Source organism: Brevibacterium pigmentatum (genome assembly GCF_011617465.1).
Classification (GTDB): domain Bacteria; phylum Actinomycetota; class Actinomycetes; order Actinomycetales; family Brevibacteriaceae; genus Brevibacterium; species Brevibacterium pigmentatum.
On the sequence record NZ_CP050153.1, the window covers coordinates 1,166,982 to 1,190,659 of the forward strand.

At 62.3% G+C, this 23,678-nt stretch carries 36 protein-coding genes; 34 read left to right on the forward strand and 2 right to left on the reverse strand.

Going from position 1 to position 23,678, the window contains the following annotated elements; genetic code table 11:
* The first annotated feature begins 278 nt into the window (after positions 1–278).
* From rpsL to map, 27 genes are all read left to right on the forward strand, one after another.
* Positions 279–653: a 30S ribosomal protein S12 gene (gene rpsL / locus GUY30_RS05160; protein WP_025777935.1), complete on the forward strand. Its 375-nt coding sequence runs from the start codon at positions 279–281 to the stop codon at positions 651–653.
* Complete coding sequence (gene rpsG / locus GUY30_RS05165) at positions 653–1,123, forward strand: 30S ribosomal protein S7 (RefSeq protein ID WP_039206341.1); 471 nt, start codon at positions 653–655, stop codon at positions 1,121–1,123. Before rpsL ends, rpsG begins: the two co-directional genes overlap by 1 nt.
* Before the next feature lie 99 nt (positions 1,124–1,222).
* The gene (fusA, locus tag GUY30_RS05170; RefSeq protein WP_167194665.1) at positions 1,223–3,328 is read left to right on the forward strand and encodes an elongation factor G; all 2,106 of its coding nucleotides are present in this window, start codon (positions 1,223–1,225) and stop codon (positions 3,326–3,328) included.
* 116 nt (positions 3,329–3,444) lie between these two features.
* Entirely contained in the window at positions 3,445–4,638 is a 1,194-nt protein-coding gene (gene tuf / locus GUY30_RS05175) for an elongation factor Tu (RefSeq protein WP_167194667.1), read from the forward strand.
* 511 nt (positions 4,639–5,149) lie between these two features.
* Complete coding sequence (gene rpsJ, locus GUY30_RS05180) at positions 5,150–5,458, forward strand: 30S ribosomal protein S10 (RefSeq protein ID WP_009379191.1); 309 nt, start codon at positions 5,150–5,152, stop codon at positions 5,456–5,458.
* An 11-nt stretch (positions 5,459–5,469) separates the two neighbouring features.
* The gene (gene rplC / locus GUY30_RS05185) at positions 5,470–6,144 is read left to right on the forward strand and encodes a 50S ribosomal protein L3 (RefSeq protein WP_025777931.1); all 675 of its coding nucleotides are present in this window, start codon (positions 5,470–5,472) and stop codon (positions 6,142–6,144) included.
* Between the two features lie 5 nt (positions 6,145–6,149).
* Positions 6,150–6,803 (forward strand): 50S ribosomal protein L4, encoded by a 654-nt coding sequence (gene rplD / locus GUY30_RS05190; RefSeq protein WP_025777930.1) that lies wholly within the window; start codon positions 6,150–6,152, stop codon positions 6,801–6,803.
* Positions 6,800–7,099 (forward strand): 50S ribosomal protein L23, encoded by a 300-nt coding sequence (rplW, locus tag GUY30_RS05195; protein ID WP_025777929.1) that lies wholly within the window; start codon positions 6,800–6,802, stop codon positions 7,097–7,099. The genes rplD and rplW overlap by 4 nt, the downstream gene beginning before the upstream one ends.
* A gap of 30 nt (positions 7,100–7,129) precedes the next feature.
* Positions 7,130–7,966, forward strand: coding sequence for a 50S ribosomal protein L2 (rplB, locus tag GUY30_RS05200; protein ID WP_039206335.1), 837 nt, complete (start codon positions 7,130–7,132; stop codon positions 7,964–7,966).
* Between the two features lie 15 nt (positions 7,967–7,981).
* Entirely contained in the window at positions 7,982–8,263 is a 282-nt protein-coding gene (gene rpsS / locus GUY30_RS05205; RefSeq protein ID WP_025777927.1) for a 30S ribosomal protein S19, read from the forward strand.
* Positions 8,264–8,305: 42 nt separating this feature from the next.
* Positions 8,306–8,692: a 50S ribosomal protein L22 gene (gene rplV / locus GUY30_RS05210; RefSeq protein ID WP_025777926.1), complete on the forward strand. Its 387-nt coding sequence runs from the start codon at positions 8,306–8,308 to the stop codon at positions 8,690–8,692.
* Positions 8,692–9,507 carry a 30S ribosomal protein S3 gene (gene rpsC / locus GUY30_RS05215; protein WP_139468552.1) on the forward strand — a complete coding sequence of 272 codons (816 nt, stop codon included), beginning with the start codon at positions 8,692–8,694 and terminating at the stop codon, positions 9,505–9,507. Before rplV ends, rpsC begins: the two co-directional genes overlap by 1 nt.
* Before the next feature lie 3 nt (positions 9,508–9,510).
* On the forward strand, positions 9,511–9,927 hold the full coding sequence (rplP, locus tag GUY30_RS05220) for a 50S ribosomal protein L16 (RefSeq protein ID WP_025777924.1): 417 nt from the start codon (positions 9,511–9,513) through the stop codon (positions 9,925–9,927).
* Positions 9,928–9,929: 2 nt separating this feature from the next.
* Positions 9,930–10,181 (forward strand): 50S ribosomal protein L29, encoded by a 252-nt coding sequence (gene rpmC, locus GUY30_RS05225; protein ID WP_025777923.1) that lies wholly within the window; start codon positions 9,930–9,932, stop codon positions 10,179–10,181.
* Positions 10,181–10,468: a 30S ribosomal protein S17 gene (rpsQ, locus tag GUY30_RS05230; RefSeq protein ID WP_025777922.1), complete on the forward strand. Its 288-nt coding sequence runs from the start codon at positions 10,181–10,183 to the stop codon at positions 10,466–10,468. Before rpmC ends, rpsQ begins: the two co-directional genes overlap by 1 nt.
* A 145-nt stretch (positions 10,469–10,613) precedes the next feature.
* Positions 10,614–10,982: a 50S ribosomal protein L14 gene (gene rplN / locus GUY30_RS05235; protein WP_025777921.1), complete on the forward strand. Its 369-nt coding sequence runs from the start codon at positions 10,614–10,616 to the stop codon at positions 10,980–10,982.
* Positions 10,983–10,984: 2 nt separating this feature from the next.
* Complete coding sequence (rplX, locus tag GUY30_RS05240; RefSeq protein WP_092015649.1) at positions 10,985–11,353, forward strand: 50S ribosomal protein L24; 369 nt, start codon at positions 10,985–10,987, stop codon at positions 11,351–11,353.
* The gene (rplE, locus tag GUY30_RS05245; protein ID WP_039206325.1) at positions 11,353–11,922 is read left to right on the forward strand and encodes a 50S ribosomal protein L5; all 570 of its coding nucleotides are present in this window, start codon (positions 11,353–11,355) and stop codon (positions 11,920–11,922) included. The genes rplX and rplE overlap by 1 nt, the downstream gene beginning before the upstream one ends.
* Positions 11,923–11,989: 67 nt before the next feature.
* Positions 11,990–12,388, forward strand: a complete 399-nt coding sequence (gene rpsH, locus GUY30_RS05250) for a 30S ribosomal protein S8 (RefSeq protein ID WP_025777918.1) — start codon at positions 11,990–11,992, stop codon at positions 12,386–12,388.
* A 17-nt stretch (positions 12,389–12,405) separates the two neighbouring features.
* Positions 12,406–12,942, forward strand: a complete 537-nt coding sequence (rplF, locus tag GUY30_RS05255; protein ID WP_025777917.1) for a 50S ribosomal protein L6 — start codon at positions 12,406–12,408, stop codon at positions 12,940–12,942.
* Between the two features lie 2 nt (positions 12,943–12,944).
* Positions 12,945–13,325 carry a 50S ribosomal protein L18 gene (gene rplR / locus GUY30_RS05260; RefSeq protein WP_025777916.1) on the forward strand — a complete coding sequence of 127 codons (381 nt, stop codon included), beginning with the start codon at positions 12,945–12,947 and terminating at the stop codon, positions 13,323–13,325.
* Positions 13,322–14,005 (forward strand): 30S ribosomal protein S5, encoded by a 684-nt coding sequence (gene rpsE, locus GUY30_RS05265; RefSeq protein WP_228281704.1) that lies wholly within the window; start codon positions 13,322–13,324, stop codon positions 14,003–14,005. The genes rplR and rpsE overlap by 4 nt, the downstream gene beginning before the upstream one ends.
* Positions 14,005–14,187 (forward strand): 50S ribosomal protein L30, encoded by a 183-nt coding sequence (rpmD, locus tag GUY30_RS05270; RefSeq protein ID WP_025777914.1) that lies wholly within the window; start codon positions 14,005–14,007, stop codon positions 14,185–14,187. The genes rpsE and rpmD overlap by 1 nt, the downstream gene beginning before the upstream one ends.
* Position 14,188: 1 nt before the next feature.
* Positions 14,189–14,641: a 50S ribosomal protein L15 gene (gene rplO / locus GUY30_RS05275; RefSeq protein WP_025777913.1), complete on the forward strand. Its 453-nt coding sequence runs from the start codon at positions 14,189–14,191 to the stop codon at positions 14,639–14,641.
* 304 nt (positions 14,642–14,945) lie between these two features.
* On the forward strand, positions 14,946–16,247 hold the full coding sequence (gene secY, locus GUY30_RS05280; protein ID WP_167194671.1) for a preprotein translocase subunit SecY: 1,302 nt from the start codon (positions 14,946–14,948) through the stop codon (positions 16,245–16,247).
* A gap of 49 nt (positions 16,248–16,296) precedes the next feature.
* The gene (locus GUY30_RS05285; protein ID WP_167194674.1) at positions 16,297–16,863 is read left to right on the forward strand and encodes an adenylate kinase; all 567 of its coding nucleotides are present in this window, start codon (positions 16,297–16,299) and stop codon (positions 16,861–16,863) included.
* Positions 16,860–17,696 (forward strand): type I methionyl aminopeptidase, encoded by an 837-nt coding sequence (map, locus tag GUY30_RS05290; protein WP_167194677.1) that lies wholly within the window; start codon positions 16,860–16,862, stop codon positions 17,694–17,696. Before GUY30_RS05285 ends, map begins: the two co-directional genes overlap by 4 nt.
* Positions 17,697–17,731: 35 nt before the next feature.
* Here map and GUY30_RS05295 read toward each other — a convergent pair whose 3' ends face one another.
* Positions 17,732–17,971 carry a hypothetical protein gene (locus GUY30_RS05295; RefSeq protein WP_167194680.1) on the reverse strand — a complete coding sequence of 80 codons (240 nt, stop codon included), beginning with the start codon at positions 17,969–17,971 and terminating at the stop codon, positions 17,732–17,734.
* A 78-nt stretch (positions 17,972–18,049) separates the two neighbouring features.
* Here GUY30_RS05295 and GUY30_RS05300 point away from each other — a divergent pair, with 78 nt between their 5' ends.
* Positions 18,050–18,934: a PaaX family transcriptional regulator gene (locus GUY30_RS05300; protein WP_167194683.1), complete on the forward strand. Its 885-nt coding sequence runs from the start codon at positions 18,050–18,052 to the stop codon at positions 18,932–18,934.
* Positions 18,935–18,966: 32 nt separating this feature from the next.
* Here the strand turns inward: GUY30_RS05300 and GUY30_RS05305 are convergent, their stop codons facing one another.
* A complete protein-coding gene (locus GUY30_RS05305) occupies positions 18,967–20,112 on the reverse strand; it encodes a MalY/PatB family protein (RefSeq protein WP_167194686.1) in 1,146 nt (381 codons plus the stop codon).
* Between the two features lie 368 nt (positions 20,113–20,480).
* Here GUY30_RS05305 and infA point away from each other — a divergent pair, with 368 nt between their 5' ends.
* The 6 genes from infA to rplQ all read left to right on the forward strand — a co-directional run bounded on the left by infA (position 20,481) and on the right by rplQ (position 23,641).
* Positions 20,481–20,702 (forward strand): translation initiation factor IF-1, encoded by a 222-nt coding sequence (gene infA / locus GUY30_RS05310; RefSeq protein ID WP_009379245.1) that lies wholly within the window; start codon positions 20,481–20,483, stop codon positions 20,700–20,702.
* Positions 20,703–20,760: 58 nt separating this feature from the next.
* Entirely contained in the window at positions 20,761–20,874 is a 114-nt protein-coding gene (rpmJ, locus tag GUY30_RS05315; protein ID WP_009884960.1) for a 50S ribosomal protein L36, read from the forward strand.
* 214 nt (positions 20,875–21,088) lie between these two features.
* Positions 21,089–21,457 carry a 30S ribosomal protein S13 gene (gene rpsM / locus GUY30_RS05320; protein ID WP_025777905.1) on the forward strand — a complete coding sequence of 123 codons (369 nt, stop codon included), beginning with the start codon at positions 21,089–21,091 and terminating at the stop codon, positions 21,455–21,457.
* Positions 21,458–21,509: 52 nt separating this feature from the next.
* Positions 21,510–21,914, forward strand: coding sequence for a 30S ribosomal protein S11 (gene rpsK, locus GUY30_RS05325; RefSeq protein WP_025777904.1), 405 nt, complete (start codon positions 21,510–21,512; stop codon positions 21,912–21,914).
* 153 nt (positions 21,915–22,067) lie between these two features.
* Positions 22,068–23,066: a DNA-directed RNA polymerase subunit alpha gene (locus GUY30_RS05330; protein ID WP_025777903.1), complete on the forward strand. Its 999-nt coding sequence runs from the start codon at positions 22,068–22,070 to the stop codon at positions 23,064–23,066.
* Between the two features lie 23 nt (positions 23,067–23,089).
* Complete coding sequence (gene rplQ, locus GUY30_RS05335) at positions 23,090–23,641, forward strand: 50S ribosomal protein L17 (protein ID WP_167194689.1); 552 nt, start codon at positions 23,090–23,092, stop codon at positions 23,639–23,641.
* Positions 23,642–23,678: the final 37 nt, after the last annotated feature.

Consider the following 23,678-nt stretch of genomic DNA (forward strand, 5'->3'; position numbering starts at 1 on the left):
GTGTTTACTGCGTCGTCGATCGATCCTGCCGGGTGTTCTGTGAGGCCCGGAATCCCTGAGAGAAGTCGGCGATGCAGGCCGCCGAGAAGTCGTCGTTGCGCTTCCGTGTCCTTGCGACACACCCGGGCGCAGGGGCCGACGACTCGCGTGGTTACTGGCATCGGGAGCCGAGCTTCACCCGGTGTCCGGTCGGATATGTCCCACGGTTCACAGAGACGACTGCGGTCGTGGCCGACATTGGGAATTAGGTCTATCGAGAAGCAAATGGAGAACGCTTAGTGCCGACAATCCAACAGCTCGTCCGCAAGGGACGGCATGTCAATACAGCAGGATCGGACGCTCCTGCCCTCAAGGGCAGCCCGCAGCGTCGTGGAGTGTGCACCCGTGTGTACACCACTACCCCCAAGAAGCCGAACTCGGCTCTTCGCAAGGTCGCTCGTGTCAAGCTTTCGAGCCAGATCGAGGTGACCGCCTACATCCCGGGCGAGGGACACAACCTGCAGGAGCACTCGATCGTGCTCGTGCGCGGTGGCCGCGTCAAGGATCTGCCCGGTGTTCGCTACCGGATCGTCCGCGGTTCGCTCGACACCCAGGGCGTCAAGGGTCGCCAGCAGGCCCGCAGCAAATACGGTGCGAAGAGGGAGAAGAAGTAATGCCACGTAAAGGTCCTGCACCCAAGCGACCGATCGTCGTTGACCCGGTCTTCAGCTCACCGCTCGTCACGCAGCTGATCAACAAGATCCTGCTCGACGGCAAGCGCTCGACCGCAGAGCGTATCGTCTACGGTGCCCTCGAAGGCACCCGCGAGAAGAACGGCAACGATCCCGTTGTCAACCTGAAGAAGGCTCTCGACAACATCCGTCCGTCGCTCGAGGTCCGCTCCCGCCGTGTCGGCGGTGCGACCTACCAGGTGCCGATTGATGTTCGTCCGGCTCGTTCGACCACCCTGGCTCTGCGGTGGCTCGTGGGATACTCCCGCCAGCGCCGTGAGAAGACCATGACCGAACGCCTCATGAATGAGATCCTCGATGCCGGCAACGGCCTCGGTGCAGCAGTCAAGCGCCGCGAGGACACCCACAAGATGGCCGAGTCCAACAAGGCCTTCGCCCACTACCGCTGGTAATCGCCTGCCCTGTGCGCCGGTCGGCGGACCTCGTCCGCGAGTACTGCCGTCCGGCGACACAGGGGAGTCGAGCAAATCATCGATTGAGAGAGAGACACCGTGGCACTTGACGTGCTCAGCGACCTGAACAAGGTCCGTAATATCGGCATCATGGCCCACATCGATGCCGGTAAGACCACTACGACCGAACGCATCCTCTTCTACACCGGCGTGAACTACAAGATGGGCGAGACCCACGACGGCGCCGGCACCATGGACTGGATGGACCAGGAGAAGGAGCGCGGCATCACGATCACGTCGGCCGCGACGACCTGCTACTGGGACAACAACCAGATCAACATCATCGACACCCCCGGTCACGTTGACTTCACGGTCGAGGTCGAGCGTTCGTTGCGCGTCCTCGACGGTGCCGTTGCCGTGTTCGACGGCAAGGAGGGCGTTGAGCCCCAGTCGGAGACCGTGTGGCGTCAGGCCGACAAGTACGACGTTCCGCGTGTCTGCTTCGTCAACAAGATGGACAAGCTCGGTGCTGACTTCTACTTCACCGTCGACACCATCAAGGAGCGCCTCGGCGCGAAGCCGCTGGTCATCCAGCTGCCCATCGGTGCCGAAAGCGAATTCGCCGGTGTCGTCGACCTGCTCGAGATGACGGCCTACATCTGGCCCGACGAGACCAAGATGGGTCAGGACATCACCGAGATCGAGATCCCCGAGGGTCTCAAGGACAAGGCTGTTCAGTACCGTGCGCAGCTCGTCGAGGACGTCGCCGAGAGCTCGGAGGAGCTCATGGAGAAGTACCTCGAGGGCGAAGAGCTCACGACCGCTGACATCAAGGCCGGCATCCGTGAACTCGTCATCAAGTCCGAGGCTTTCCCGGTCATGTGCGGTTCCGCGTACAAGAACAAGGGCGTGCAGCCCATGCTCAACGCGGTCATCGACTACCTCCCCTCACCGCTCGATGTGCCTCCGATGATCGGACACAACCCGAGCAACGACGAAGAGGAGCTGACCCGCAAGCCTTCGACGGAGGAGCCGTTCTCGGCTCTGGCCTTCAAGGTCGCCTCGCACCCGTTCTTCGGATCGCTGACCTATGTGCGCGTGTACTCCGGTCACGTGAAGTCCGGCGATCAGGTGCTCAACACCTCGTCGGGCAAGAAGGAGCGCGTCGGCAAGCTCTTCCAGATGCACTCCAACAAGGAGAACCCTGTCGAAGAGGCCTTCGCCGGCCATATCTACGCCTTCATCGGTCTCAAGGAGACCACGACGGGCGACACGCTCAGCGACCCGGCCAACCCGATCGCTCTCGAATCGATGACCTTCCCGGAGCCTGTGATCTCCGTGGCCATCGAGCCGAAGACCAAGAGCGACCAGGAGAAGCTGTCGTCGGCCATCCAGAAGTTCGTCAAGGAAGACCCGACCTACCAGGTCGAGCTTGACGAGGAGACCGGTCAGACAGTCATCCGCGGAATGGGCGAGCTGCACCTCGACATCCTCGTCGACCGGATGCGTCGCGAGTTCAAGGTCGAGGCGAACGTCGGCAAGCCGCAGGTCGCCTACCGTGAGACCATCCGTCGCACTGTCGAGAAGTACGACTACACCCACAAGAAGCAGACGGGTGGATCGGGACAGTTCGCGAAGGTCCAGGTCACCTTCGAGCCTCTCGAGGTCGAAGGCGATACGATTTATGAGTTCGAGAATGCCATCACGGGCGGACGTGTTCCGCGCGAGTACATTCCGAGCGTCGACGCCGGCATCCAGGACGCCATGCAGCTCGGTGCCCTGGCCGGTTACCCCATGGTCGGTGTCAAGGCCACTCTGGTCGATGGTGCCTACCACGATGTCGACTCTTCGGAGATGGCATTCAAGATCGCCGGTTCGATGGTCTTCAAGGAGGCCGTCCAGCGGGCGAATCCGGTTCTTCTCGAACCGGTCATGGACGTCGAGGTGCGTACCCCTGAGGAATACATGGGTGACGTCATCGGCGACCTGAATTCCCGGCGTGGACAGATTCAGTCGATGGACGATGCTTCCGGTGTGAAGGTCGTCAAGGCTGTGGTCCCGCTCTCGGAGATGTTCGGTTACATCGGTGATCTGCGGTCGAAGACCCAGGGCCGTGCGGTGTACTCGATGACTTTCTCCAGCTATGCGGAGGTCCCGAAGGCTGTTGCCGAGGAGATCATCCAAAAGGTGCGCGGCGGAGAGTAATCTCCGAATTCCGGTCGCCCCGGTGATCAAGAACATGATCGCCGGAATGAAAGATAACCAACAAAAGGTCTAAGATATGAACCGCATATCTTTTGACAACCACGAGGAGGAACCCAGTGGCAAAGGCTAGTTTCGAACGGACTAAGCCGCACGTCAACATCGGCACCATCGGCCACGTTGACCACGGAAAGACCACCCTGACCGCTGCGATCACCAAGGTCCTGGCGGATCAGTACCCGGATCTCAACGAGGCTCGCGCCTTCGACCAGGTCGACAACGCACCTGAGGAGAAGGAGCGCGGCATCACCATCAACGTCTCGCACGTTGAGTACCAGACGGAGAAGCGTCACTACGCACACGTCGATGCCCCGGGCCACGCCGACTACGTGAAGAACATGATCACGGGTGCCGCTCAGATGGACGGTGCGATCCTCGTTGTCGCCGCCACCGACGGTCCGATGCCCCAGACTCGTGAGCACGTCCTGCTCGCCCGTCAGGTCGGCGTTCCCTACATCGTGTGCGCGCTGAACAAGTCCGACATGGTCGACGACGAAGAGCTCCTCGAGCTCGTTGAGTTCGAGGTTCGCGACCTGCTCTCGAGCCAGGAGTTCGACGGAGACAACGCTCCGGTCATTCCTGTGTCCGCTCTCAAGGCGCTGGAAGGCGACGAGAAGTGGGTCAAGAGCGTCCAGGATCTCATGGCTGCCGTCGATGAGAACGTTCCGGAGCCGGAGCGCGACGTCGACAAGCCGTTCCTCATGCCCGTTGAGGACGTCTTCACGATCACCGGTCGTGGAACCGTCGTCACCGGTCGTGTCGAGCGCGGCGTCCTCCTGCCGAACGACGAAATCGAAATCGTCGGCATCAAGGAGAAGTCGTCCAAGACGACCGTCACCGCCATCGAGATGTTCCGCAAGACCCTGCCGGATGCCCGTGCAGGTGAGAACGTCGGTCTGCTGCTTCGCGGAACCAAGCGCGAAGACGTGGAGCGCGGTCAGGTCATCGTGAAGCCGGGTTCGATCACCCCGCACACCAAGTTCGAAGCCCAGGTCTACATCCTGAGCAAGGACGAGGGCGGACGTCACAACCCGTTCTACTCGAACTACCGTCCGCAGTTCTACTTCCGGACCACGGACGTCACCGGCGTCATCACGCTGCCTGAGGGCACCGAGATGGTCATGCCCGGCGACAACACCGACATGTCGGTCGAGCTCATCCAGCCGATCGCCATGGAGGACGGCCTCCGCTTCGCCATCCGCGAGGGTGGACGTACCGTCGGCGCCGGTCGAGTCACCAAGATCAACGCCTGATCTGACTCACTGAGTACCACAGGCAGGGGCCGCAGCTCTTCGGAGCTGCGGCCCCTTCTGCATGCCCGATCAGCACGAGTCGGTGTCCGGGCGGCTGATGCAGGTGGGGGAGTTGCCGAGGGCTGCCGGATGGTAAGCGGGTTCGAAACGAACCGACGCAGTCCTTGAGAGTTCCCTCACAGGCACCGTTCCCGGAATTGCGCGGGTGAAGCGCTCTATGACAAGATAGTGAAGTTGCGTTTTGGGCGTTGGCCCCTGCACTGCGGTAGTGATACCGCGAACAGCCCGAAACACTATCGGATCGATGAATCTGCACCATGCGGGTTCGGACCGAGCAGCCAATGAGTAGAAGCGCCGTCGGCACTTGGGGGAGAAGTGAGAATTTCTCCGTCAGGAACAGCCGACACGCCCGACCTCGGGGGTCGGTCATGGTCAGCCGGCACAGACGGCAGAGAGCTTTCAGGTCTCTGCGAGTTGATGGCCGGAAGCAACTAAAGAAAGAGACGACGCCATGGCGGGACAGAAGATCCGCATTCGGCTCAAGTCGTACGACCACGCTGTGATTGACAGTGCTGCACGCAAGATCGTGGACACCGTCACTCGCGCAGGTGCGACTGTTGTGGGCCCCGTGCCGTTGCCAACGGAGAAGAACGTTTACTGCGTCATCCGTTCGCCGCACAAGTACAAGGACAGCCGTGAGCATTTCGAAATGCGCACGCACAAGCGTCTGATCGACATCGTCGACCCGACGCCGAAGGCAGTCGACTCGCTGATGCGTCTCGACCTCGCTGACGACGTCAACATCGAGATCAAGCTCTAAGGGAGGCAGCAATGGCGAACACTCGTTCATCCGCTCTCCCGACCACCAGCAAGGTCAAGGGCCTGCTGGGAACCAAACTGGGCATGACCCAGGTCTGGGATGAGCAGAACAACCTCGTGCCGGTGACCGTTGTGGCCACCGGAAACAACGTCGTAACTCAGGTCCGCAACGAGGAAACCGATGGTTACCCCGCTGTGCAGATCGCGTTCGGCGAGATCGATCCTCGCAAGGTCAACAAGCCGACCGCAGGCCACTTCGAGAAGGCCGGCGTGACCCCGCGCCGTCACCTCGTCGAACTGCGCACTGCAGACGCTGCTGACTACGAGCTCGGCCAGGAACTCGGCGTCGACACGTTCGAAGCCGGAATCAAGGTCGATGTGACCGCGAAGACCAAGGGCAAGGGCACCGCCGGTGTTATGAAGCGTCACGGCTTCGCCGGTGTCGGCGCCTCCCACGGTCAGCACCGCAATCACCGCAAGCCAGGTTCGATCGGCGGAGCCGCGACACCTGGTCGCGTGTTCAAGGGTATGCGCATGGCCGGCCGTATGGGCGCTGTCAAGCACACCACCCAGAACCTCACGATCCACGCCGTGGACAACGAGAACAACTTCCTGCTCATCAAGGGTGCCGTTCCCGGCCCCAAGGGTGGAGTCGTCCTCGTTCGCTCGGCCGTGAAGGAGGCCTGAACGTAATGACTGATGTCAAGACAGTCGACGTCATCGATGCCGCTGGTGCCAAGGCCGGCTCGGTTGATCTGCCCGCCGAGGTCTTCGGCGTGCCGACCAACGTGCCCCTGATCCACCAGGTCGTCGTTGCACAGCTGGCTGCGGCCCGTCAGGGTACGCACAAGACGAAGACCCGCTCCGAAGTCCGCGGTGGCGGTCGCAAGCCCTACCGTCAGAAGGGAACCGGCAACGCCCGCCAGGGTTCGATCCGCGCTCCTCAGTACAACGGCGGTGGAATCGTGCACGGACCGGTCCCGCGCGACTACTCGCAGCGGACCCCCAAGAAGATGAAGGCCGCCGCTCTGCGCGGAGCCCTGTCTGATCGTGCACGCCTCGATCAGGTCTTCGTGATGAAGAACCTGGTCACCGGCGACGCCCCGTCGACCAAGCAGGCGAAGGCCGCACTGGCCGGCCTGTCCGAGCGCAAGAACACTCTCGTGGTGCTCGAGCGTGACGACGAGCTCACCTACCTGAGCGTGCGCAACCTGCCCCACGTTCACGTGCTCACCTCCGATCAGCTCAACACCTATGATGTGCTGCTCGCCGATGACATCGTGTTCACCGAGGCAGCTCTGGCCGCGTTCCTGAGCGGAAACCGCAAATCGGAGGACGCATCATGAGTCTGAACTTCAAGGACCCGCGCGACATCATCGTCGCTCCGGTCGTCTCGGAGAAGACCTACAGCCTGATGGACGAAGGCAAGTACACCTTCCTCGTCGACCAGGACTCGAACAAGACCGAGATCAAGCAAGCCATTGAAACGATCTTCGATGTGCAGGTCGCCAAGGTGAACACCCTGAACCGTCAGGGCAAACGCCGCCGTACCCGCACCGGTTGGGGAAAGCGCAAGGACACCAAGCGTGCCATTGTCGCCCTCAAGGACGGATCGATCGACATCTTCGGTGGATCGCTCTAAGCGATCCTTCGTCAAAGAAGGACAAGACTCATGGGAATCCGTAAGCACAAGCCGACGACCCCGGGCCGCCGTGGCTCGTCGGTCGCCGACTTCGTCGAAGTGACCCGGTCTACACCGGAGAAGTCGCTTCTGCGCCCGCTGCCCAAGCGCGGCGGCCGCAACAGCCAGGGACGCGTGACTACCCGCCACCAGGGCGGCGGTCACAAGCGTCAGTACCGTGTCATCGACTTCCGCCGCCATGACAAAGATGGCGTTCCGGCGAAGGTCGCACACATCGAATATGACCCGAACCGTACGGCTCGCATCGCTCTGCTGCACTATGCAGACGGAGAGAAGCGCTACATCATCGCTCCGCAGAACCTCAAGCAGGGCGCACAGGTGGAAGCCGGTCCGGGTGCAGACATCAAGCCGGGCAACAACCTTGCCCTGCGCAACATCCCAGTCGGCACCGTGGTGCACGCAGTTGAAATGCGTCCCGGTGGCGGTGCCAAGATCGCTCGTTCTGCCGGTTCGTCCGTGCAGCTCGTGGCGAAGTACGGCCGTTTCGCACAACTGCGGATGCCTTCGGGCGAAATCCGCAACGTCGATGCGCGCTGCCGTGCAACGGTCGGCGAGGTCGGCAATGCCGAGCAGTCGAACATCAGCTGGGGCAAAGCAGGCCGCATGCGTTGGAAGGGCAAGCGCCCCTCCGTCCGCGGTGTCGTGATGAACCCGATCGACCACCCGCATGGTGGTGGCGAGGGCCGTACTTCGGGTGGTCGTCACCCAGTCAGCCCGTGGGGTCAGTTGGAGGGCCGCACACGCCGGCCGAACAAGGAGAGCGACAAGTACATCGTGCGCCGTCGCCGGACCGGCAAGAAGCGCTGATTGGAGTACTGACTTATGCCTCGTAGCCTCAAAAAGGGTCCTTTCGTCGACGAACACCTCTTCCAGAAGGTGGCTCGTCAGAACGAGAAGAACACCAAAAATGTCATCAAAACATGGTCTCGTCGCTCGATGATCATCCCGGACTTCCTGGGACACACCATCGCAGTACATGACGGACGCAAGCATGTCCCCGTCTTCATCACTGAGTCGATGGTCGGACACAAGCTCGGCGAGTTCGCACCGACACGGACGTTCCGTGGCCACGAAAAGGACGATCGCAAGGGGCGCCGCCGCTGAGGCGGGGCACTCTTTCGATCCTAGAGAAGAGAGAAGGAAGCGATGGAAGCCAAGGCTAAGGCGCGGTACCTGCGCGTTACGCCTCGCAAGGCTCGGCGCGTCATCGACCTCATTCGTGGTCAGCAGGCGACCGAAGCACTTGCAGTGTTGAAGTTTGCAGAACAGTCGGCATCAGATCCGATTTACAAGCTCGTGGCCTCCGGCATCGCCAATGCGCGTGTCCGGGCCGACGAGGAAGGCGTTGCGTTCGACGAGAACGAACTGGTCATCTCCGAAGCCTTCGTGGATGAGGGGCCGACCATGAAGCGGTTCCGTCCGCGTGCCCAGGGTCGCGCATTCCGCATCGAGAAGCGCACCAGCCACGTGACAGTGGTCCTGGCCAGCGGTGACGACCTGCCTCAGCGCAAGAGCCGGAAGGGGAACCGCTAATGGGCCAGAAGATCAATCCGAATGGATTCCGACTCGGAATCACCACGGATCACAAGTCGAAGTGGTTCGCTGACTCGACCAAGCCGGGGCAGCGCTACCGTGACTACGTGCTCGAAGATGTCAAGATCCGCCAGATGATGAACACCGGCCTCGAACGGGCCGGCATCTCGAAGGTCAACATCGAGCGCACGCGTGACCGTGTCCGCGTCGACATCCACACCGCACGCCCGGGCATCGTCATCGGCCGTCGCGGAGCCGAAGCAGACCGTATCCGCGGTCAGCTCGAAAAGCTCACCGGCAAGCAGATTCAGCTCAACATCCTTGAGGTGAAGAATCCCGAGGTCGACGCACAGCTCGTCGCCCAGGGCGTTGCCGAGCAGCTCGCCAGCCGCGTGGCCTTCCGCCGCGCGATGCGCAAGGCGATCCAGAGCGCCCAGCGCGCAGGTGCCAAGGGCATCCGCGTGCAGTGCTCCGGCCGCCTCGGCGGTGCTGAGATGAGCCGTTCCGAGTTCTACCGCGAAGGACGTGTGCCCCTGCACACGCTGCGCGCGAACATCGACTTCGGCGTTCACGAAGCCCACACCACTTTCGGACGCATCGGCGTCAAGGTGTGGATCTACAAGGGCGACATGACCGATAAGGAGCTTGCCGCCGAGCAGGCCAAGGCTCCTGCTGCTCGTGGCCCGCGCGGCCGTGGGCGCGGTCGTGGAGGCCGCGGACGTGGTCAGGAAGGCGCACCGCGCCGCGGCGACCAGGCCCGTAATACTGAGAACAGTGCCGAAGCCCCCGCGGCTGAGGCCGGATCGGAGGGCTGAGATATGCTGATCCCTCGTCGAGTGAAATTCCGCAAGCAGCACCACCCCAACCGGGGCGGCGCCGCCAAGGGAGGCACGACGGTGTCCTTCGGTGACTACGGCATCCAGGCTCTCGAGCCGGCCTATGTCACCAACCGTCAGATCGAGGCCGCACGTATTGCCATGACGCGCTACATCAAGCGCGGCGGCAAGGTGTGGATCAACATCTACCCTGATCACCCGCTGACGAAGAAGCCTGCCGAGACCCGCATGGGTTCCGGTAAGGGTTCGCCGGAGTGGTGGATCGCCAATGTCAAACCCGGTCGAGTCATGTTCGAACTCGGCGGTGTGTCCGAGGAAGTTGCTCGCGAGGCTCTGCGCCTGGCGATCCACAAGCTTCCGCTGAAGGCCCGTATCGTGGCCCGCGAAGGTGGTGAGTGAGAATGGCTATCGGTTCGAAGAACCTTTCCATCGACGCGCTGGACGGTTACGACAACGAGCGTCTGCAAGAAGAGCTCAAGAAGGCCAAGGCCGAGCTGTTCAACCTGCGTTTCCAGTCGGCCACCGGTCAGCTGGAGAGCCACGGTCGCCTCAAGGCCGTGCGTCGCGACATCGCTCGTATCTACACCGTGCTCAACGAACGGGAGCTGGACATCCGTCCGAACCCCGCTGATGCCAAGGAAGAGAGCAAGTGATGGCGGAGACCACGAATACCGAGGCCACTGCTGCGGAACGCAACTCCCGCAAGACCGCACGTGGTTATGTTGTATCCGACAAGATGGACAAGACCATCGTCGTCGAGGTTGAGGAGCGCATGAAGCACCGCCTCTACGGCAAGGTCATGCGCAAGTCGGTCAAGTACAAGGTTCACGACGAAGAGAACACCGCCGGTATCGGCGACCTCGTCCTCGTGGCCGAGACGCGGCCCCTTTCGGCCGCGAAGCGTTGGCGGCTCGTCGAAATCGTCGAACGCGCCAAGTAGTCAACGCCACCCCACCCACCTGGTCCCGCCCGCGGCCTCCAGCAGGCCGCGGGCGGCTACCGGGAACGGGGTGAAATGTCAATGAATCCGTTCCGCAAGGCTCGCGCTCAGCGCGTGAGAACCAGCGCGACGACAGGAGAGAATAGTGATTCAGCAAGAGTCGCGACTCAAAGTCGCCGACAACACTGGCGCCAAGCAGATCCTGGCAATCAGGATCCTGGGTGGCTCCGGTCGGCGCTACGCCTCGATCGGTGACACCATCGTGGCAACCGTCAAGGATGCAATCCCGGGCGGCAACGTGAAGAAGGGTGACGTCGTCAAGGCCGTCATCGTTCGCACTGCCAAGGAACGTCGTCGTCCCGACGGCTCCTACATCAAGTTCGATGAGAATGCAGCTGTCATCCTCAAGAACGATGAGGAGCCGCGCGGCACCCGTATCTTCGGACCCGTGGGACGCGAACTCCGCGACAAGAAGTTCATGAAGATCGTCTCCCTGGCACCGGAGGTGTTGTGAGCATGGCGAACAAGCTCAATATCAAGAAGGGCGACCTCGTCCAGGTCATCGCCGGCGCTCGGCAGTCCCGTGGTGGCGATCGTGGGAAGCAGGGCAAGGTCCTTGCCGTCTACCCCGAACGCAACCGCGTCCTCGTTGAGGGCGTCAACCGCGTGATCAAGCACAAGAAGGCTACGCAGACTCAGGCCGGCGGCACCGCTGGTGGCCGTGAGACCCACGAAGCCCCCATCCACGTGTCCAACGTGGCGCTCGTTGATCCCAAGGACAACAAGCCCACCCGCGTCGGATACCGCGAGGAGAGCGTCGAACGCGACGGTCGCACCAAGACCATTCGGGTTCGCTTCTCGCGTCGCACCGGGGAGGAGATCTGATGACGGAAACAACCACCAGCCGTCCCGCACCGCGTCTCAAGCAGATTTACCGCGAAGAGATCGTTGCGAAGCTGCAGGAAGAGTTCAACTACGCCAACCCCATGCAGGTTCCCGGACTGACCAAGGTCGTCGTGAACATGGGTGTGGGTGACGCAGCACGCGATTCCAAGATGATCGAAGGCGCGATCAACGACCTGACTCTGATCACCGGTCAGAAGCCCGTCGTGACCCGTGCCCGCAAGTCCATCGCACAGTTCAAGCTGCGCGAGGGTCAGCCCATCGGCGCTCACGTCACCATGCGCGGAGCCCGGATGTGGGAGTTCATCGACCGCGTCATCACTCTGGCACTGCCGCGTATCCGCGACTTCCGCGGACTCTCGGATCGTCAGTTCGACGGAAACGGTAACTACACCTTCGGCCTCACGGAGCAGTCCATGTTCCATGAGATCGACCAGGACCGGATCGACCGCGTCCGCGGTATGGATATCACCGTCGTCACCACCGCGGCAACCGACGATGAGGGACGTGCACTGCTGCGTCACCTCGGGTTCCCGTTCAAGCAAAAATAATCGCTACGTTGCAGGTCCAAGCACAGTATGTGGGCGGAAACCGTAACGAGGAAGGGCAAGTGCCCAAATGACAATGACTGATCCAGTCGCAGATATGCTTACGCGTCTGCGCAACGCCAACTCGGCTTATCACGAGGACGTCAGCATGCCGTTCTCGAAGCTCAAGTCGAACATCGCCGAGATCCTCAAGACCGAGGGCTACATCACCGGCTGGAGCGTCGAAGACGCCGAAGTCGGCAAGACGCTGCTCCTGGACCTGAAGTTCGGACCCAACCGGGAACGTTCGATCGCCGGCCTGCGCCGTGTGTCGAAGCCGGGGCTGCGCGTCTACGCGAAGTCCACGAACCTGCCCAAGGTTCTCGGCGGCCTCGGCATCGCCATCCTGTCGACCTCGTCAGGTCTCCTGACGGACCGTCAGGCCGCCAAGAAGGGTGTGGGTGGGGAAGTCCTCGCCTACGTCTGGTAAAGGAAGGAGAGAAGAACATGTCACGTATTGGCAAGAACCCGATCTCCGTTCCCAGCGGCGTCGAGGTCAAGGTCGACGGCCAGGATGTCGCCGTCAAGGGACCTAAGGGCGAACTGTCCGTCACCATCGCCGAGCCGATCACCGTATCGCTCGAAGACGGTGTCATCACAGTGGCCCGTCCGGACGAAGAGCGCGAATCGCGTTCGCTGCACGGACTGTCCCGCACGCTCATCAACAACATGATCGTCGGTGTGACCGATGGCTACTCCAAGGCCCTCGAGATCGTCGGAACCGGTTACCGTGTCCTGGCCAAGGGATCGAACCTCGAGTTCGCCCTCGGCTACAGCCACCCGATCGTCGTCGAACCGCCGGAGGGAATCTCCTTCAGCGTCGACGGTCAGACCAAGGTCGCTGTCCACGGAATCGACAAGCAGCTCGTCGGTGAGACCGCTGCGAACATCCGGAAGCTGCGCAAGCCTGAGCCTTACAAGGGCAAGGGTGTGCGCTACGCCGGCGAAATCGTCCGTCGCAAGGTCGGAAAGGCTGGTAAGTAAAGATGGCCTTTGGCAAGAAGGAAAGCTACGGCAAGGGCAGGGCAGCTGCTCGCAAGCGTCGTCACGCTCGACTGCGCAAGCATGTCAGCGGTACGACCGAGCGCCCGCGCCTGTCAGTGACTCGCTCTACGCGCCACGTCTTCGTCCAGGTCATCGACGACACCGTCGGCAAGACCCTGGTCTCGGCCTCCACCATGGAAGCCGATCTGCGGACATTCGAAGGCGATAAGACCGGCAAGGCCCGCAAGGTGGGCGAGCTGGTTGCTCAGCGTGCAAAGGACGCCGGTATCGAATCCGTCGTCTTCGACCGCGGAGGCAATGCCTACCACGGCCGTGTGCAGGCAATCGCCGAAGGTGCCCGTGAAGGAGGATTGGCCCTATGAGCACTGAAGAGAACAAGGAACAGCAGGCAGCTGCTGAAACCCGTACCGACAACAGCGGTGATCGTTCCCCCCGTGGCCGCGGCCAGGGTGGACAGGGCGGTCAGGGTCGCGGACGCGGCGAAGGCCGTGGACGCGGCGGTCGCAACGACCGTGAAGACAAGAACCAGTTCATCGAACACGTCATCACGATCAACCGTGTGTCGAAGGTCGTCAAGGGTGGACGTCGGTTCTCCTTCACGGCTCTCGTCGTGGTCGGTGACGGCGACGGTATGGTCGGCATGGGCTACGGCAAGGCGAAGGAAGTTCCTGCCGCCATCGCCAAGGGTGTCGAGGAAGCGAAGAAGAACTTCTTCCGCGTTCCCCGCATCCAGAAGACCATTCCGCACCCGGTCCAGGGCGAGGAAGCCGCAGGCGTCGTCCTGCTGCGTCCGGCTGCTCCCGGTACCGGTGTCATCGCCGGTGGACCCGTTCGTGCGGTCCTCGATGCGGCAGGCGTCCAGGACGTTCTGTCCAAGTCGCTGGGCTCGGCGAACGCGATCAACATCGTGCACGCCGCGATCACCGCACTGAAGGGCCTTGAGCGTCCGGAAGAGGTTGCGGCTCGCCGTGGCCTGCCCGTCGACGAGGTTGCTCCGCACGCACTGCTGCGAGCAGCTGCTGAAAGTGGGGCGAAGTCCTGATGGCAAAGCTCAAGATTACTCAGCGCAAGTCCGCAATCGGATACCGTCAGAGCCAGCGCGACACGCTGCGTTCGCTCGGTCTCAAGCGGACCAACGACGTTGTGGTGCAGGAAGATCGCCCCGAGATCCGGGGAATGATCAACGCTGTCCGCCACATCGTGACTGTGGAAGAGGTCGATTGATATGTCGAACAACGACTCGCTGAAGCTGCATGATCTGCGCCCTGCTCCCGGAGCCAAGACCGCCAAGACCCGCGTGGGTCGCGGTGAGGCTTCGAAGGGTAAGACGGCCGGACGCGGAACCAAGGGCACGAAGGCTCGTTACCAGGTTCCGCACGGCTTCGAGGGTGGCCAGACGCCGATGCACATGCGTCTGCCGAAGCTGCGTGGATTCAAGAACCCCGCCAAGGTGGAGTTCCAGGTTGTCAACCTCGACAAGCTGTCCAGCCTGTTTCCCGAGGGCGGAGACGTCACCGTCGCCGATCTCGTGGAGAAGGGCGCTGTGCGCGCAAAGCAGCCCGTCAAGGTTCTCGGCACCGGTGAGATCACCGTGGCTCTGAACATCACTGCAGACAAGTTCTCCGGCTCAGCAGCTGAGAAGATCAAGGCTGCAGGCGGAAGCGCCAACGAGGCTTGATCCGTTCCATTCGGAACGGGTTCCCGGCTTCAACGCCTGAAAGGGGGCGGTCATTTCGGTGGCCGCCCCCTTTCTGCATCCCGTGGAACTGAGACAGAGATCATCCGTGAGCAGTCCGATGGCAGCTCGACCACCGCCCGCGAGCGCTGCGATGTCGCCCGGAACACGGCCTGAAAGGTCTCCGCATCGGGCTTCGCCGGTTTCGGACTGGAGGGCATACCCTGGTAGTCTTTTGCAGGTATTTGTCTCAATCGCCAGGTCGCGACCACGACTCTGACTTTTCATCCCCCAACGAGGAGGACGCTTGATCGGCGCAATCCGGAGGGCCTTCAGAACGCCCGACTTGAGGAAGAAACTCCTCTTCACCCTGGGCATTCTTGTCATCTTCCGACTCGGCTCGTTCATTCCCTCGCCTGGTATCGATTACACCAAGGTGCAGGAATGCGTGGCTTCGCCTCAGCTCAATGAGGGCGGATTCGCCATGATCAACCTCTTCAGCGGCGGCGCGCTGCTGCAGCTGTCGATTTTTGCTCTGGGCATCATGCCCTACATCACCGCGAGCATCATCGTCCAGCTCCTGCGAGTGGTCATTCCTCGCTTCGAAGCGCTCCACAAGGAAGGCGCCTCCGGTCAGGCGAAGCTGACTCAGTACACTCGCTACCTCACCATCGGCCTCGCGGTCCTCAACTCGACGACTCTCGTCGCGACTGTCCGCTCCGGCGCACTGTTCGGCAATGTCGAAGGCTGCCAGGACCTCATCGCCAATGACACCTGGTGGGGCATCGCCGTCCTCGTCCTCACGCTGACCGCAGGCACCGGCCTGATCATGTGGCTGGGCGAACAGATCACCGAGCATGGCGTCGGGAACGGAATGTCGCTGCTCATCTTCACCTCCGTCGCCTCCGCCTTCCCGTCCTCGCTCGGCGCGATCTTCCGTGAGCAGGGCGTCGACATCTTCCTCATCGTCATGGCCGTCGGTCTCGTTCTCGTCGCTCTCGTCGTCTTCGTCGAGCAGTCGCAGCGCAGGATTCCCGTCCAGTACGCCAAGCGCATGGTGGGCCGTCGGATGTTCGGCGGAACCTCGACCTATATCCCGATCAAGGTGAACATGGCCGGTGTCATCCCCGTCATCTTCGCCTCTTCGGTTCTCTACCTGCCGAGCCTGATCTCGCAGTTCTTCGATCCCGAGTCGAAGTGGGTCGAATGGATCAACACCTACTTCACCCGCGGTGATCACCCGATCTACATCACCGTGTACGCACTGCTGACGATCTTCTTCGCTTACTTCTACGTGGCCATCACCTTCAATCCTGAAGAGGTCGCGGACAATATGAAGAAGTACGGCGGCTTCATCCCCGGCATCCGTGCCGGTCGCCCGACTGCCGAATACCTCAGCTTCGTACTCAGCCGCATCAACTTCCCCGGCTCGCTCTACCTTGCCTTCGTGGCCCTCATCCCGCTGATTGCACTGGTGCTCATCAACGCCAACCAGAACTTCCCGTTCGGCGGCACCTCCCTGCTCATCGTCGTCGGCGTCGGCCTCGAAACGGTCAAGCAGATCGACGCGCAGATGCAGCAGCGCCACTATGAGGGCCTGCTGCGCTGATTCGACCGGACGCTGACGTACAGCGGACATCCCATTGGAAGGACACCTTATGAGTTCACGCATCATCCTGATCGGCCCTCCCGGCGCCGGCAAGGGCACCCAGGCCGCACGCCTGTCCGAGGCGCTCGGCGTCCCGGCCATCTCGACCGGAGACATCTTCCGGGCGAACGTGAAGGGCGAGACCGAACTGGGCAAACTGGCCAAACGCTATATGGACGCCGGAGAGTACGTTCCCGATGAGGTGACGAACTCCATGGTTGCCGACCGTCTGGCACAGGATGATGCTGCCGTTGGTTTCCTCCTCGACGGATACCCTCGCACCAGCGCCCAGGTCGATGAGCTCGACCGGATCCTCGCAGCTGAGGACAAAGCCATCGAACATGTCGTCGAACTCACGGCCGACACCGACGAGGTCGTCGCTCGTCTGCTCGCCCGTGCTCAGACCGAGGGGCGCAGCGATGACAGCGAAGACGTCATCCGCCACCGCCTCGATGTCTACGAAGAGCAGACGCAGCCGCTGACCGATATCTACCGCAGCCGCGGTCTGCTGCGTCAGGTCGACGGACTGGGCGAAGTCAACGACATCACCGAACGCATCCTGTCGACCATTCGATGATCTTCGGACCACGTATCGAGCTGAAGACTCCCGCGGAGCTTGAGCTTATGCATCGGGCCGGGCAGCTGACACGAAATGTGCTCTCAGCGGCCCGGTCCGCGGCAGTTCCCGGGGCCACCACCGCCGAGGTGGACGCCGCCGCCGAAGCCGTCATCGACTCCGCCGGCGCCCGCTCGAACTTCAAGGGCTATCAGGGATTCCCCGCTGTCGTGTGCATCTCCGTGAACGAGGAGATCGTCCACGGCATCCCGGGTTCCCGTGTCCTCGAAGCCGGCGACATCGTCTCGATCGACGGCGGCGCAATCGTCGAAGGATTCCACGGGGACTCGGCTCTGACGATGATCGTCGGAGGCGACGACGCCGGCACTGCCGCCGACCGTGAGCTCTCATCCGCTACCGAGGCGGCGATGTGGGCCGGCATCGCCGCATTCGCAACCGGTACGAAGGTCAGCGATATCGGCGATGCCATCGATGACTTCGTCTCCGAGTCCTACCCTCATCTGGGCCTCGTCGAAGAGTTCACCGGCCACGGCATCGGCACCTCCATGCATATGGCTCCCGAGGTGCTCAACTACCGTGCACGCTCGAACGGCCCGAAGATCAAGCCTGGAATGTGCCTGGCGATCGAACCGATGCTCACCACCGGAGGAGCGGACACACGCACGCTCTCCGACGACTGGACGGTCGTCACAGCGGATGGCTCACGGGCGAGCCACTGGGAACACAGCGTGGCTCGCCACGATGGGGGAGTCTGGGTACTCACAGCCGCCGACGGGGGAGCGGCCGGGCTGGCGCCGTTCGGAATCACTCCCGTGCCTCCGAAGGGCGTCTGAGGGGAGCACCCGGGGGATGCGCCCGAGGGGAGGATTCAGGTCGCCGGCATCTGCCGTCTCAAAGCAGACCTGCCGACGAAGTAGACTGCGGCAAATGTTCCGGATGCCGCCATCAGCCCGAGTGCGAACATCCACGTCGCGGTCTCGGCGATGGTGAATCCGAAGATCTGGAATGCGCAGAAGGCGATGAAGGCCGTGATGGCTCCCGCCAGCAGTCCGGATGTGCGGGACATCTGGTACGCGCGCTGATCGATTGAGTGCTTCTCGTCATCCATGTCGTGGCTCCTCGTCGCGTCGCTGCGATCTCGGTTCTGTCGGCACCGATCCTTGTGTTTTCACGGTAGGATCTGGCCATGACGAGTGTCCACGATGTCCCGAAACGTCGGACAGATGTGGGTGATCGGTATCGGATGACACGGATCGCCTTCGACGTGATCTCCGCTTTCGGGTGTCTGCAGGCGAGCGGGCTGCCGGGGCCCGTCATCGTCCGTGTGCTTGCTGAACACGGGTATTCGTCCTCCAGCGTACACAATCAGCTCGTGCGGATGGTCCAACGAGGCATCATCGGCAGCGAACGGGTGGGGCGGGTCTCCGTCTACCGGCTGAGCGAACACATCCTCTCGGATTTCGGCGATATCGCCGGTGATCACGTGTTTCCCGAGTACGAGGGGCGCTTCCACACCGTTGTGTATTCCGTTCGGGAAGCCGAGCGTGGGCTGCGGGACCGACTGCAGTACATCGCCCGGAGCCTGGGATACAGGCAGCTTCGACCGGGAATCCTCATCGGCTTCGCTGACCGAAGCACTCACCTCACGGCGCTTCTGCCCGAGATGCCCGGTTCCTGCTGGTCTGAAGCGGGAGAGCTGACACCTGATTCCATCGCGGCCGCCCGCAGAATGACGACGCGTGCGTTCGAGCTCGACGCCGCCCTCGCCCAGCTGCCTCCGATCGAGCAGCGCATGAACGTACTGAGTCCCGGCGGATCAGCCCCGGGCACCGGATGCCCAGGGCTGAGCCTGAGAGGCTTCTTCGACTTGTACTTCGATGTCGCCCGCGCTGTGATGAGCCACCCGCTGCTGCCCGAGGCCCTTGTCGAGGGCAGTCAGCCGGCCGTGCGGTTCCGTGCTCTGATGCGGCAGTGCAACCTCGAATACTATCTGCGCTTCGATCAGCAGATCCGTGAGTGTGCGGGAGCCAGCTCTTCGTTCGACCTCATCGAGTGGCTGCCTGAGCGCTGAGCCGCCGAAAGGTGACGGACTCGGGCCGCAATTCAGAGGATCCGGGCGATCCTCTTGACCGCCTCGGTGAGCAGGGGACGGGGGAGGGCGAAGTTGAACCGGATATGCCCGGCCCCGACCTCACCGCACAGCCGCCCTTCGGTCACGGCCACCTCGGCGCGGGATCGGATGCGATCGGACAGACCGGACTCCAAGCCGTAGCCGCGCAGATCCAGCCACGCCAGATAGGTGCCTTCCGGTTCGATATAGGCGGCGTTCGGCAGCAGTGAGCCGACGAGATCGGTGAAGTGGTCACGATTGCCCTTGAGGTAGCCGTTGACCTCGCTCAGCCAGTCGCCGCCACGGGTATACGCCGCCGTGGTCGCGAGGATCCCCGGGTTGGAGGCAGCACCGGAGACGAACTGTCCCTTCTTCGCCCAGATCTCGCGGTCAGCGGGGGAAGTGAGGATGAGCTGAGCGCATTTGAGACCGGGGATGTTGAAGGCCTTCGACGCTGCCGTCGCGGTGGCCGTGTGGGCGGCGGTCGCCTCGGTGAGTGTGGCATAGGGGATGTGCCGCGCGGGGGCATAGATGACGGGCGCGTGGATCTCATCGGAGAACACCCGGGCGCCGGCCGCCTCGATGACGTCGGCGAGGGCGATCAGCTCGGCCTCCGTGTAGACCTTGCCGATGGGATTATGCGGGTTGCACAGGACGAACGTCGCGCCGGGAGTCAAGGCAGCGGCGATGGCATCGAGGTCGAGGGACCATCCGGTCTCCGACCGCAGCATCGGGACTTCGATGAGCTCGCGTCCCGTTACGCGCGCGAGGTCGAAGAACGGCATATAGGCCGGAGTCGGCAGCACGATCGGAGTGTCGGCCGGGGTGAGATGGGTGAGCACGCCGAGGAACGCGGCGAGCACATCACTGGCCGGTTCGATGTGGCCGACGGGGATCCGCCAGCCGAAGCGCTCGGAGCAGAAGCTCGAAGTCGCGGTTCGCAGATCGGCGACGGCATCGGCGGGAGCATAGCCGTAGAGGTCGCGCTCGTCGACGGTCTGCAGCGCCTGACGCACAGCGGGGGCGACCCCGAAGTCCATCTCGGCGATGAAGGCGCCGATGGAGCCGGGGAACGACGACCACTTGCGGCCGCCCTTCGCGACCAGGGATTCCTCGGTGATGGCATCGAAATCGGACATCTCTGTACTCCTCTTCGGGGACTGCGTCGGGTGCGGTTCTCACGCTAGCAGTCGGGGCGCGGAAGGTGGGGTGAGTCCGTCGTCAGAGGTCATGGGAACGGAGGGCCGCCTCGGCGAAGATGGGATTGTAAGGGACTTCACGCTGAGAAGCGAACACCGTGTGGAAGAATCTTTCTCCGTAGTGTAGGGTTGATGATTGGTCTGTTCTCATTCAACTCACCCTTTTTCAGATGTGGGCGGCTTCTGCCATCCACTTCTTTTCATGTGGTGACGAGGACTGCAGGCCGAGGGGTCACCGGCATTGAGTCGGTGATACACGATTACGTCGAACGCGAAGGTTTCGCGGGAATACGAGGTTAGCGAACGATATGGCCAAAAAAGAAGGGGTCATTGAGATCGAAGGCACCGTTGTCGAGGCTCTGCCGAACGCATCGTTCCGGGTTGAGCTGAGCAACGGGCACAAGGTGCTCGCACATATCTCCGGAAAGATGCGTCAGCACTACATCCGCATCCTTCCCGAGGACCGGGTCATCGTGGAGCTGTCTCCATACGATCTCTCGCGCGGACGAATCGTTTACCGCTACAAGTAAGGATCTTCGATCATTCGCGTCCTGTCCTGACGGGCAGGGACCGAAAGAAGGAAAAACGATGAAGGTTAAGCCCAGCGTCAAGAAGATCTGCGAGAACTGCCAGATTACCCGCCGTCACGGCCGGGTCATCGTCATCTGCTCCAACCCGCGCCACAAGCAGCGCCAGGGCTGAGCAGCTCGTTCTGAGCAGATCGAGGCTCCTCTGACAGGAGCCTCAGCAGCACCACACCCGCGCAAACCTCGCCATCTGCGTTCGGCGCCATGAGAAGTGAGAACTTCAGTGGAACGGACACAGGACGATACCTCCGGTCGGGGGCCGGAGACCTTGGGAGACCAAGGACAGGTTTGCATCAGCACCTCCGAGACAACAACAGGAGACAGTACCCATGGCACGACTTGCCGGAGTCGACATCCCGCGTGAAAAGCGCGTGGAAGTCGCCTTGACTTACATCTATGGTGTGGGCCGCACCCGTGCGCGCCAGACCCTGACCGAAACGGGAATCAGCCCTGATACCCGTGTGAAGGACTTGAGCGACGCAGAGCTCGTCCAGCTGCGTGACTACATCGAGGGCACATTCCAGGTTGAGGGTGACCTCCGCCGCGAGGTGGCCGCCGATATCCGCCGCAAGGTCGAAATCGGAAGCTATGAAGGCCTGCGTCACCGCCGCGGTCTGCCGGTTCGCGGTCAGCGGACCAAGACGAATGCGCGTACCCGCAAGGGCCCCAAGCGCACCGTGGCCGGTAAGAAGAAGTAACTCGCTCACCCGGTTGGCTGAGGCCAACCACCTCGATCAGGAGTAGGACAATATGCCTCCCAAGTCACGCGCCGCTACAGTGCGCAAGCCTCGCCGCAAGCTGAAGAAGAATATCGTTGCCGGCCAGGCTCACATCAAATCAACCTTCAACAACACCATCGTGTCGATCACCGATCCGACCGGTGCTGTCATCTCCTGGGCCTCCTCAGGTGAGATCGGCTTCAAGGGTTCGCGCAAGTCGACCCCGTACGCCGCTCAGATGGCTGCTGAATCGGCTGCTCGCCGGGCGCAGGAACACGGCCTGAAGAAGGTCGACGTGTTCGTCAAGGGACCGGGCTCGGGCCGCGAGACGGCTATCCGTTCGCTGCAGGCTGCCGGCCTGGAACTGGGAACCATCCAGGATGTCACCCCCGTTCCGTTCAACGGCTGCCGTCCCCCCAAGCGCCGCCGCGGCTGATCCTTCCGTGGAACTGCAACGGATGGCGGGTATGAGCCCGACATCGGTCGCAGAACGGATTCCCAGATAACCCGAACCGTTCTTCATGGCCCTTACGGCCATGACGTGCAGTGCGAACGTCATATAGCGGATGTTCGCTGAAAGGAAGCCCACGTGCTCATTGCACAGCGCCCAACGCTCACGGAAGAAGTCGTCTCCGATAACCGCTCACGGTTCGCCATCGAACCGCTCGAGCCCGGATTCGGCTACACCCTCGGCAACTCGCTTCGCCGGACCCTGCTGTCCTCGATCCCTGGTGCCGCCGTCACGTCCATCCGGATCGACGGAGTGCTCCACGAGTTCAGCACCGTGCCGGGAGTCAAGGAGGATGTCACCGAGTTCATCCTCAACCTGAAGTCCCTGGTCGTATCGTCCGAATTCGACGAACCGGTCGTCGCCTACCTGCGCAAGCAGGGACCTGGCACCGTGACCGCTGCCGATGTGTCTGCTCCTGCCGGAGTCGAGATCCACAACCCGGACCTGCACATCGCCACGCTGAATGGTGAGGGTCGTCTGGACATGGAACTGACCATCGAACGCGGACGCGGATACGTTTCGAGCGCTCAGAACAAGAACGCGGATGCAGAGATCGGCCGGATCCCGGTCGATTCGATCTACTCCCCGGTTCTCAAGGTCACCTACAAGGTCGAAGCCACGCGTGTCGAACAGCGCACCGACTTCGATCGTCTGGTCCTCGACGTCGAAACCAAGCCCTCGATGACCCCGCGCGATGCCATCGCATCTGCGGGTAAGACTCTGGTCGAGCTCTTCGGCCTGGCTCGAGAGCTCAACGTCGAAGCTGAAGGCATCGAGATCGGACCCTCGCCTGTGGACGCGGCCCTCGCCGCCGACCTGGCGCTGGCGATCGAAGACCTCGACCTGACCGTGCGCTCCTACAACTGCCTCAAGCGCGAAGGCATCCACACCGTCGGTGAGCTCGTTGCTCGCAGCGAGGCCGACCTGATGGATATCCGCAACTTTGGTTCGAAGTCGATCGACGAGGTCAAGGCGAAGCTCAACGAGCTCGGCCTGAGCCTCAAGGACAGTCCTGCCGGATTCGAAGCCGGCCTCGTTGATGAGGACCAGTCCTACGTCGAAGACGAACAGTACTGATTAAGACCTAGGAGTAACTGACAATGCCAACCCCAACTAAGGGTCCCCGCCTCGGCGGATCGCCCACACACGAGCGCATGATGCTCAACAACCTGGCAGCCCAGCTGTTCGAGCACAAGCAGATCAAGACGACCGTGACGAAGGCCAAGCGCCTGCGCCCGGTTGCCGAGCGCATGATCACGAACGCCAAGAAGGGTGACCTGGCCGCACGTCGTCGCGTGCTCGGCCAGATCTCCGATAAGTCGATCGTGCACGAGCTCTTCACCTCGATCGCCGAAACGATGGCCGAGCGTCCCGGTGGATACACCCGTATCACCAAGATCGGTCCTCGCCCCGGCGACAACGCCCCGATGGCCGTCATCGAACTGGTCCTCGAGCCCTACTCGCCGAAGCAGGCAACCGTGAAGGAAGCCGAGCAGGCTACCGCCGCTGCTGCCGCTCCGGCAGAAGAGGCACCGGCTGAGGCCGAGGTCGTCGACGAGGCTCCGGCCGAAGATGCCGCTGTCGAGGCTGACGCTGTCGAGGCTGACGTCGAGACCGCTGAAGAGTCCTCCGAGGCTGTCGAGGAGAAGTAAGCTCCTCGACCGACATCCGGCTCGGTACTCCGAATCC